Origin of the sequence: Methylorubrum podarium, assembly GCF_022179745.1 — a bacterium.
Taxonomy (GTDB): Bacteria; Pseudomonadota; Alphaproteobacteria; order Rhizobiales; family Beijerinckiaceae; genus Methylobacterium; species Methylobacterium podarium.
Genome location: NZ_BPRD01000042.1, coordinates 1 through 9,541, shown reverse-complemented (window position 1 = coordinate 9,541; position 9,541 = coordinate 1). Strand labels below are relative to the sequence as shown.

General features: G+C 72.0%; 12 protein-coding genes. 7 read left to right on the top strand and 5 right to left on the bottom strand.

What is annotated here, in order from left to right; all coding sequences use genetic code 11:
* From MFF42_RS02200 to MFF42_RS02180, 5 genes are all read left to right on the top strand, one after another.
* Positions 1–366, top strand: a 366-nt coding sequence (locus MFF42_RS02200; RefSeq protein ID WP_238254322.1) for an MFS transporter, incomplete at its 5' end; no start/stop codon positions are given.
* Positions 367–562: 196 nt separating this feature from the next.
* On the top strand, positions 563–1,711 hold the full coding sequence (locus MFF42_RS02195; protein WP_238254321.1) for an ABC transporter permease: 1,149 nt from the start codon (positions 563–565) through the stop codon (positions 1,709–1,711).
* Positions 1,712–1,745: 34 nt separating this feature from the next.
* Entirely contained in the window at positions 1,746–2,585 is an 840-nt protein-coding gene (locus MFF42_RS02190; protein ID WP_238254320.1) for an ABC transporter ATP-binding protein, read from the top strand.
* 83 nt (positions 2,586–2,668) lie between these two features.
* The gene (locus tag MFF42_RS02185; protein WP_238254319.1) at positions 2,669–3,751 is read left to right on the top strand and encodes an MlaD family protein; all 1,083 of its coding nucleotides are present in this window, start codon (positions 2,669–2,671) and stop codon (positions 3,749–3,751) included.
* Between the two features lie 120 nt (positions 3,752–3,871).
* A complete protein-coding gene (locus MFF42_RS02180) occupies positions 3,872–4,495 on the top strand; it encodes an ABC-type transport auxiliary lipoprotein family protein (RefSeq protein WP_238254318.1) in 624 nt (207 codons plus the stop codon).
* Positions 4,496–4,676: 181 nt separating this feature from the next.
* Here MFF42_RS02180 and MFF42_RS02175 read toward each other — a convergent pair whose 3' ends face one another.
* Together MFF42_RS02175 and MFF42_RS02170 are read right to left on the bottom strand one after the other, a co-directional pair.
* Positions 4,677–5,495 carry an inositol monophosphatase family protein gene (locus MFF42_RS02175; RefSeq protein ID WP_238254317.1) on the bottom strand — a complete coding sequence of 273 codons (819 nt, stop codon included), beginning with the start codon at positions 5,493–5,495 and terminating at the stop codon, positions 4,677–4,679.
* A gap of 34 nt (positions 5,496–5,529) precedes the next feature.
* Positions 5,530–5,718 (bottom strand): hypothetical protein, encoded by a 189-nt coding sequence (locus tag MFF42_RS02170; protein ID WP_238254316.1) that lies wholly within the window; start codon positions 5,716–5,718, stop codon positions 5,530–5,532.
* Positions 5,719–5,851: 133 nt separating this feature from the next.
* On the opposite strand from MFF42_RS02170, the gene MFF42_RS02165 reads away from it, so the two are divergent.
* The gene (locus tag MFF42_RS02165; protein ID WP_238254315.1) at positions 5,852–6,355 is read left to right on the top strand and encodes a DUF6101 family protein; all 504 of its coding nucleotides are present in this window, start codon (positions 5,852–5,854) and stop codon (positions 6,353–6,355) included.
* Between the two features lie 172 nt (positions 6,356–6,527).
* Here the strand turns inward: MFF42_RS02165 and MFF42_RS02160 are convergent, their stop codons facing one another.
* The 3 genes from MFF42_RS02160 to MFF42_RS02150 are packed head-to-tail and all read right to left on the bottom strand — an operon-like array spanning position 6,528 to position 8,164.
* A complete protein-coding gene (locus tag MFF42_RS02160) occupies positions 6,528–6,716 on the bottom strand; it encodes a ribosome modulation factor (RefSeq protein WP_238254313.1) in 189 nt (62 codons plus the stop codon).
* 43 nt (positions 6,717–6,759) lie between these two features.
* A complete protein-coding gene (gene ubiA, locus MFF42_RS02155; RefSeq protein ID WP_238254311.1) occupies positions 6,760–7,710 on the bottom strand; it encodes a 4-hydroxybenzoate octaprenyltransferase in 951 nt (316 codons plus the stop codon).
* Positions 7,711–7,732: 22 nt separating this feature from the next.
* Positions 7,733–8,164 (bottom strand): hypothetical protein, encoded by a 432-nt coding sequence (locus tag MFF42_RS02150; protein WP_238254323.1) that lies wholly within the window; start codon positions 8,162–8,164, stop codon positions 7,733–7,735.
* 488 nt (positions 8,165–8,652) lie between these two features.
* Between MFF42_RS02150 and MFF42_RS02145 the strand changes: the two genes are divergently transcribed.
* Positions 8,653–9,405, top strand: a complete 753-nt coding sequence (locus MFF42_RS02145) for a 16S rRNA (uracil(1498)-N(3))-methyltransferase (RefSeq protein WP_238254309.1) — start codon at positions 8,653–8,655, stop codon at positions 9,403–9,405.
* Positions 9,406–9,541: the final 136 nt, after the last annotated feature.

Sequence of the window (9,541 nt, the reverse complement as noted above, 5' to 3'; positions counted from 1 at the left end):
GCGGGCGCCGCCCTGCTCCGGGCCCTGGGCCTCGGCCTCGCCGACGGCGACCTCGCCCTGCTCCTGCCGCTGCAGATGCTGCACGGCCTCACCTTCGGCGCGACCCATCTCGGCGTCATGGCGGCGGTGTCCGGCTTCGCGCCGGAGGGCGCCCGCGGCCGGGCGCAGGGGACGGTCGGCGCCTCGACCGCCCTGGTCTCGGCGCTGGCGACATTGGCCTGCGGCGCGGTCTACCGCTCGCTCGGCGGCCCCGCGACCTTCCTGATGATGGCGCCGCTGGCGCTCGCCGGCCTCGGCCTCGTCGCCTGGGCGCGGCGCCTCCACGAACCCCGGCGATTTGGCAGCGGCTCGCCCCATCAGGTATAGGCGACGCTTCCGCTGCGATCCCGAGACCGGGATCCCGAAGGGATCATCCCTTCGGCGGAGCAAAAGGTGGTCGCTCTTGGCAGCGCCCCGAGGGGCGGCGTCGGGCCGCCGGAGCGTCGAGCCCGAAGCCTCGGATTCGACGCATCTTGGTAAGACATTCGTTTCAAGATCGCTGGAGCGGAAGCGGGAGCGGCGCGTGCGGATCGCAGACGGCTCAGGCATCTCGGAGGCCGCGGGCGCGGACCTCGATGCGGGCAGCGGCCGCGTGATCCTGCACGGCCGCTGGACCGCGGACCAGGGGCCGGCGGTGGAGAGCGCCTCGGCGCGCATCGCCGCGCAGGGCCGCAGCCACCCCGTCCTGGTGGACCTCAGCGGGCTGGCCCGGCTCGACACCCTCGGCGCCTGGGTGCTGGAGCGGACCCGCGCCGAGATCGAGGCGGCGGGCGGCCGTCTCGCCTATGCCGGGGCGCGGCCCGAGCACCGCATCCTGCTCGGCGAGATGGGCCTGCGCGAGCCCGAGCCGGCCCCGCGCGACACCCGAAACGTCGGCCTGCGCTTCCTCGACGCCACCGGCCAGCGCGTCGCCCGCGGCGGCAACGAGATCCTCGCCGGCATCGCCTTCCTCGGCGAGGTCGTGGCCGCCGGCGGCCGCGTCGCGCGCCGACCGCAGACCTTCCGCATGGCGGCCCTCGTCAACCAGCTCGAACAGGTGGCGCTGCGCGGCGTGCCGATCATCGTGCTGATCTCGTTCCTCGTCGGCGGCATCGTCGCGCAGCAGGGCATCTTCCAGCTCCAGCGCTTCGGGGCGCAGAGCTTCGTCGTGAACCTGATCGGCCTCCTGATCCTGCGCGAACTCGGGGTGCTCCTCACCTCGATCATGGTGGCGGGCCGCTCCGGCTCGGCCTTCACCGCCGAGATCGGCTCGATGCGGATGCGCGAGGAGGTCGACGCGCTTCGCGTCATGGGGCTTGACCCGATCGAGATCCTGATCCTGCCGCGCATCCTCGCCCTGGTGATCGGCCTGCCGATCCTGGCCTTTCTCGGCTCGCTCGCCGCGCTCGCGGGCGGCGGCCTCACCGCCGCGCTCTACGGCGGCATGACCGTCGACGCCTTCCTGGCGCGGCTCCAGGCGGCGGTATCGTTCCACCATTTCGCGGTCGGGCTGATCAAGGCGCCGTTCATGGCGCTGACGATCGGGATCATCGCGACGATCGAAGGTTTCGCGGTGGAGGGCTCGGCGGAGTCGCTCGGGCGCCACGTCACCGCCTCAGTCGTCAAGTCAATTTTCATGGTGATCGTGCTGGACGGCCTGTTCGCGGTCTTCTTCGCAGCGATCGATTTCTAGCATCATGCGGACAGACGACATCCGGATCGATCCCTTGGCCATCCCTCACCTGTCCCCGGCGGGGCAAGACGCTGCCCCGAGCGACTCGATCATTCGCGTGCGCGACCTCGTGGTCGGCTTCGGCCATCGCACGGTGATGAAGGGGCTCGACCTCGACATCCGCCGCGGCGAGATCCTGGGATTCGTCGGCCCCTCGGGGCAGGGCAAGTCGGTGCTGACGCGGACCATCCTCGGGCTGGTGCCGAAGCGCTCCGGCACGATCGAGATCTTCGGCGAGGACGTGGACGGCCTCACCGTCGCCCGGCGGCGCCAGCTCGAGCAGCGCTGGGGCGTGCTGTTCCAGCAGGGCGCGCTGTTCTCGGGCCTGACCGTCAAGCAGAACATCCAGATGCCGATGCGCGAGCATCTCAAGCTGTCCGAGCGCCTGCTCGACGAGTTCGCCCGCCTGAAGATCGAGATGGTCGGCCTCAAGCCGGATGCGGCCGACAAGTACCCCTCGGAACTCTCCGGCGGCATGATCAAGCGCGCGGCGCTCGCCCGCTCGCTGGCGCTCGACCCGGAGATCCTGTTCCTCGACGAGCCGACATCCGGCCTCGACCCGATCGGCGCGGGCGAGTTCGACGACCTCGTCTCGACCCTGAAGAAGACGCTCGGCCTCACCGTCTTCATGGTGACGCACGATCTCGACAGCCTCTACACCGCCTGCGACCGCATCGCGGCGCTCGGCGACGGCCGGATCATCGCGCAGGGCACGATCGAGGAAATGCTGGCGAGCGACCATCCCTGGCTGCGCTCCTACTTCCACGGCAAGCGCGCCCGCGCCCTCGCCACCCCGGCCCCCGCCGCCGCGCAGCCGGGCTTCGCCCATGCGTGAGCGTCGCCGTGAGGGCCGGATGATCGCCCACGGTGCAGTTGCGCACCGCTTCGCCCCCTCGGATCGGGATTAGAGCTGAGCCGATGGAGACTCGCGCAAACTATGTGCTGATCGGCGCCTTCACCATCGGCGTCGTCCTGGCCGCCTTCGGCTTCGTGTTCTGGCTCCAGGGCGGCTCCCGGGGACAGGCGACCCAGGCGATCCGCATCGTGTTCTCCGGCTCGGTCGGGGGGCTCGCCAAGGGCTCGACCGTGTCGTTCAACGGCATCAAGGTCGGCGAGGCGCTCGAAGTGCGCCTGCTGCCGCAGGATCCCCGCCGGGTCGTCGCCGTGGTGCAGGTCGATCCCTCGACGCCCCTGCGCGCCGACACCCGCGCGCGGCTCGATTCCGCGATGCTGACCGGCGTCTCGCAGATCGCGCTCTCGGGCGGCAGCGCCGACGCGCCGGCCCTCACGCCGGGCTCCGGCGACAAGATGCCGACGATCTTCGCCGATTCGAGCGACATCCAGGACATGATGGCGGCGGCCAAGCAGATCGCCCAGCGCGCCGACGACGTGCTCCAGCGCCTCGACAAGGTCGTGGCCGGCAACGAGGGCGCGATCAACCGCACGCTCGCCAACGTCGAGTCCTTCTCGAAGACGCTGGCCGAGGCCGGCCCCTCGGTCGCAGGCCTCGTCAAGGCGGTGGACGGCCAGCGCCTCAACCGGGTGATCGAGAACGCCGAGACCTTCTCGACCGCGCTCGCCAACGCGAGCCCCGACATCGAGGCCGGGCTTCACGACGCCCGCGCGCTGGCGGGCAAGCTCAGCGCCTCCGCCGACCGGATCGACGGCGTCCTCAAGGGCGCCGAGGGCTTCCTCGGCTCGGCCTCGGGTCAGCAGGGCGCGGGCACCTTCGCCGAGATCCGCGAGGCGGCGATCTCCGTGCGCGAGGCCGGCAAGGCGTTCCGCGCGCTCTCGGAGAACCTCGACAAGCGCACCGCTAACATCTCGACGAGCTTCAACCGCCTGTCGGGCACGAGCCGGCGCGAGGTCGAGGCGCTGTCGACCGACGGCCAGCGCACCCTCAACACCCTCAGCCGGGCCGCCCGGAGCCTGGAGCGCGACCCGTCGCAGGTGATCTTCGGCGGCAAGCCGTCGTTGCCGGAATACAACGGTGGCCGCTGAGCGGCCCCGTTTCCAAGGAATGTGTCGGCACGCACCGCGCAGCTTGGGCGTTGGCGTATGCTCCCGCATGCTAGAGGGGAGGTCAGCCTCCCCGACAGCGAATGGACGGTGCCCGAGCGTATGACGCGTCTTCCTCTCTCGCCTGCCCTGCCCGGTCGCCTCCACCCCGGCCGCTTCCTGCGCGCGGGCGCCCTTCTCGCGCCGCTCGCGCTCCTCGGCGGCTGCGGCGGGGGCACGCCGCTCACCTTCGATCTCGCCGCCCTGCCGGGTCAGGCCCGGGCCGGGAGCGCGGCGCGCTCGATCGTCGTGTCCGAGCCCGTCGGCCTTCAGCCGATGGAGGCCGACCGCATCATCGTGCGCGAGCCCGGCGGCTCCCTCTCCTTCCTCGGCGGCGGCCAGTGGGCCGACCGCCTGCCGCGCCTGATCCAGACGCGGGTGATCCAGAGCCTGGAGAATACCGGCCGGTTGCGCTCGGTCTCGCGGCCCGGCGACAAGGTGCCGTCCGACTATCAGCTCGTCAGCGAGATCCGCGAGTTCGACATCAATTCCGGCACCGGCGAGGCGGTCGTGGACCTCTCGGCCAAGCTGATCGCCGAGGGCAGCGGACGCGTCGTCAACGCCCGCGTCTTCACCGTGCGCGTCCCGGTGCAGAAGGTCGATCCGCAGAGCGCCGCCGCCGGACTCGACGCGGCCTTGGGCCAAGTCCTCGCCGACCTCGTGCGCTGGGTGAACACCGCGCGGTAGAAGCCGCGGCCGTCCCGGAGCAGGGATGGCTGCGCCGCGCGGGATCGAAGGGACCGGTGCGACATCCGTCATCGCGGGGCGAAGCCGATGCGATCCCGAGCGCGACCTCTCCGGAAATGGCAGTGCCCTGGATCGCTTCGCTGCCGCTCGCGATGACAGCGTCGAGCAAAATCCGAGGCGATCAGGCGTCCAGGGCCGCCAGCGCCGCCCCGCGCAGGGAGAGCGGCACCGCGATCAGCTCGCCGTGGCGCGGCTCCGGGCAGTTGTAGACCGCCGGCCGGCCCTGCAGGTCGCAGACGGCCCCGCCCGCCTCGCGGACGATGAGGTCGGCGGCGGCGAGATCCCAGTCCCGCGCGTCGCGAGAGACGAGACCGAGATCGATCCGGCCCTCGGCCACCCGCGCGAGCCGCAGGGCGAGCGAGGGCACCCGCTCGATCACCGTCACCGTGGGCCGGGGCCCGAGCCGGGCCGCGCCGTCGAGCAGGCGGTCCTGAAACGGCTTCGGGCCGGTGACGCGCGCGCCGTCCAGGCTCTCCTGCGGCGCGACGCGGATGGGCGCCCCGTTGAGGGTCGCCCCCTCGCCGGCCACGGCCTCGTAGAACTCCTCCGTCGCGGGCGCGAAGACGCCGCCGACCACCGGCTCGCCCCGCGACAGCAGGGCCACCGCGATCGACCAGTCCGGATGCCCGGAGAGGAAGGCGCGGGTGCCGTCGATCGGATCGACGATCCAGACGAGGTCGTGTCCGAGCCGCACCGGGTCGTCGCTGGTCTCTTCCGAGAGCCAGGCCGCCCGCGGCTCGATCTGCGACAGGCGCACCTTGAGGAAGGCGTCCACGGCGACGTCCGCCTCGGTCACCGGCGAGCCGCCGGCCTTCGACCAGACCCGCGCGCTCGTATGCGCCCCCGTCCGGAAGGAGGGCAGCGCGAGCGCGGCGGCCTCCCGCATCACGTCGTGCAGCACGGGCCGCAGCGCCGCGAAAGAGGATGTCGTCTGGGTCATGGATCCGGTCGGAGCCGTTCGTGCGAGGCCGGCCTCATGCCGTTTGAACGGCGCCGACGCCCCTTCGTTCTAGGGCATCGACCGGAAAAGTGGTCATGGTTTTCGCAACACGCAGCAATGCACCGCGGGCGGTGATGCTTCGGCGGCGGGCGGCCGCGCCGCCGCGGCGCGCGGAGACGGTTACCGCGATTTGCACCAATCCCGGCAAGGGTCCGTTGAGCATCCGGCAGATCTCGGCTCGATCCACGAACGCTTAACGCTCACTCTTAAGGCGCCTTGGGGGAGACGACCGGCACTGTGCTTGTCAGATCAGCGCGTCCGACAGAGACCGCGACACGGGATAGGGCATCGAACCGATGATGACTTTCGACATCGCGAATCTGAACTGTCGGCCCGGCTGCGAGGACGAAGCGGTCGCGCCCCGGATCGAGGTTCGGGCGACGCCGCTGCCGGTTCTCGGCGCGATGTCCGGCGGCACCGCCCCGGCGGGCGTGGCGCTGGCCTTCGCCGACGATGCGGCAGATGCCTGCGGCGAGGACCGCTTCGCCCTGCTCCTCGTCGACGGCGAGGGCGAGGTGACGATGCGGCTCGGGCCGTTCCCCGAGGAGGATGTCGTCGCCGTGTGGCGCGACATTTCGAGCAAGGGGGGCCTCGCCCGCATGCTCCTGCGCGAGGACGGCGGCATCGTCCCGGTCTCGCAGCAGCTCGGCCCGGTCGTGCTCGGAAAGGGACGTCAGCGCCGTCGCCACGCCGCGCTCAGCGGACGCCGCCCGCGCTTCCTCGTGCGGCGCAAGACCGCCCGCCTCCCGGCCCGGCCCTGCATCCACCGGGGCGAGAGCGAGATCATCTCGCGGGGCTGAGCGGGTCATACACCATCCGATGGATCCCTTCGGTTTCCCTCCGTCATCGCGAGGCGAAGCCGTGGCGATCCAGAGCGCGACCTTTCCGGACAGGGCGCGCCCTGGATCGCTTCGCTGCCGCTCGCGATGGCGGAGGGAAGGCCAAACCCGAAGTGATCTGCCAGAAAGCGGGTCAGCCGTTGTCGAGCGGCTGGTCGGGCGCACGGTCGGCCGGAGAGCCGTCGTAGCCCTCGAGCCAGGCCCTGCGCTCGGGCGAATCCAGCGGATAGGGGCAGGCGTCGCGCGGACGGCCCTGGGACCGGGCGCGGGCGCCCTCGGCGATGGCGTCGTCGGGTTGTCGGTGCGGATCTGACTGGGTCATGCTCCGGGATATGGCGCGGGAACGGGTCCCCGCCACGGCCGAATCAGCCCAGACCCTGCCACAGGGCGTCGGCGGCGAGCCCCGCGAACAGGATGAGGCCCGCGTCGCGGTTCGAGCGGAACAGGGCCAGGGCGCGCGCGCCGTCGCGCTCGGAGAGCAGTGCCACCTGCCGGGCGAGATGGGCTCCGAACAGCGCGAGCCCGACCCAGCCCAGGAGCCCGGCCCCGGCGCCGGCCAGAGCCGGCACGAACAGCGCGACGGTGAGCGCGTAGCACAGCCCCACGGCGAGGCGCAGCCGCGCCCCGAACAGCCGGGCGGAGGAGTGGATCCCGACGATCTCGTCGTCCTCGATGTCCTGCACCGCGTAGATCGTGTCGTAGCCGACGACCCAGGCGACCGTGCCCGCGTAGAGCCACAGGGCCGGCGGGTCGAGGCGGCCGAACACGGCGACCCAGCCCATCAGCGCGCCCCAGGAGAAGGCGAGGCCGAGCACCGCCTGCGGCATCGGCATCACCCGCTTCATGAACGGGTAGATCGCCACCGGCGCCAGCGAGAGCATGCCGACCAGGATCGCGGTCGTGTTGAACTGCAGCAGCACCGCGAGGCCGACCAGCGCCTGCGCCACGAGGAAGGCGGCGGCCTGGCGCGTCGTCACCTGCCCGGAAGGCAGCGGGCGCGAGCGGGTGCGCTCGACCTGCGCGTCGAGCCGGCGGTCGGCGATGTCGTTGTAGGTCGAGCCGGCCCCGCGCATCGCCACCGCGCCGACCAGGAACAGCGCGAGATGGCCGGGATGGGGGCCCGGATTCTCGGCAGCGACCGCGGCCAGGGCCGCCGACCACCAGCACGGCAGCAGCAGCAGCCACCAGCCGATCGGCCGCTCGATCCGGGCGAGCCGCAGGTAGGGGCGCGCCGCCGCCGGCGCGAGCCGGTCGGCCCAATGGCCGGCGACCGCGTCGGCGACGCGGCCGGAACCGGGCTCGGACGGGGCGGGCAACGCCGGAGAAGGGGCCGGCGGGTTAGAGCGCACCCTGCGGCATGGAGAAGCTGCCGGAGAGCCCGGGGCCGCCGAGCAGGCCGCCACCGCCGCCGCCGTTCTGCGCCTGGGCCTTGGCCTGGGCTTCCATCTTCGAGGCCTGGGCGGCGATGCCGCAGACCTTGGTGCGGATCGCCCCGACCTTGTTGTGGTCGGCCTTGAAGCCTTCCGAGAACGAATCGGGGATCGAGCACCATTCCTTGTTGGCGGTGATCCACTTGATGCCGGTGTTGCCGTTGGCCTGAAGCTGGCCGAACAGCGCGCAGGCCTCCTGCGGCGTCATCTTCTTCTTGGAATTCGAGGCGGCGTTGGCCTTGGCCACGAGGTTCTTGCGCTCGATCAGCGTCTTCTGGATCGCGCCGCAATCGGTGCCTGCTTGCTGCGGCACGGACTGGGCCGGGGCGGCCGGAGCCATCGGTGCGGGAATGCTCATCGGCGCGCCGGCCGAGGGCGCCGGCTCGGCCGGCGTATCCATCGACGGCAGCGGCATCCCGCCCATGCCGCCCATGCCCTGGGCCAGCACCGGCCCGCTGAGCAGGACAAGGCCGAGCAGAGCGGCGGCGGTCTTCGTCGGTGCAGTCATCCTGGCAGACATTCGGCCCGGTCCTTCTCCCCGCATGCCGCGACGGGTGTGCCCCCGATCCCGCAGCGCCCGCCCGGCCCGGCTCCCCGGCGGCGCGCGCCGCGGATCCAGCAGAGGGGCTTGAAGTGTTTCGATGCGGGAGTCTTCTGCGCACGGGATTGTGGCGCCAATGGTGCGTTCCGCCGCCCGGAGGCCGCGGAGGTGGGAAACCTTTCGAAACATCGGTCGCGTGCCCTTTTTGCATCGGTGATCGGGGGCCGGCCGGCCGATTGACAGGCTGGGGCGGCCACGCGACGAGACGGGCCCGGCTGCGAGAGACCATGGCTGCTTACGACTTCACCGCCCCGCGCCTCTTCGTCGAAGCGGATCTGGCGGAGGGGCGCGTCCTGCCACTGGAGCGGGCGCAGGCCAATTACCTGCTCACCGTGCTGCGCCGCGCCGAGGGCGAGCCCGTCCTTCTGTTCAACGGGCGCGACGGCGAGTGGCGCGCCGAGATCGTGCCGCAGGGCCGCAAGAGCGCGGACCTGCGCGTGGTGGCGCAGACCCGGCCGCAGCCGGCGCCGGCCGACCTGCACTACCTGTTCGCGCCGCTGAAGACGGGGCGACTCGACTACATGGCGCAGAAGGCGGTGGAGATGGGTGCCGGCCGCCTCCAGCCGGTCTTCACCCGCTTCACCCAAGGGGAGCGGATCAAGCGCGACCGCCTGCAGGCCAACGCGATCGAGGCGGCCGAGCAGTGCGGGATTCTTTCGGTGCCCGAGATCGGCGAGCCGGATCGCCTGCCCGCCTGCCTCGATGCGCTCGAAGCCGAGCGCCTGCTCGTCTTCTGCGACGAGGACGCCCCCGTCACCGACCCGGTGGCGGCCCTGCGCGGCGCGGCCGATCCGGCGAGCCCGCCGCCGCTCGCGGTTCTGGTCGGCCCGGAGGGCGGGTTCCACGCGGAGGAGCGCGCCCTGATCGCCGCCCGCCCCAACACGGTCGCCCTCTCGCTCGGTCCGCGCATCCTGCGGGCGGATACCGCGGCGGTGGCGGTGCTGGCGCTGGTTCAGGCGGTGCTGGGCGACGCGCGGTGAGCCGGCCCGATTCGAGGATATCTTAAAAGAATGTCCCTCCCCCGCATCCTCCTCCTGTCGCTAGGCGGGACGATCACCATGACCCGGAGCCTCGAGGGCGGGATCGTGCCGACGTTGACGGCCGCCGACCTCGCGG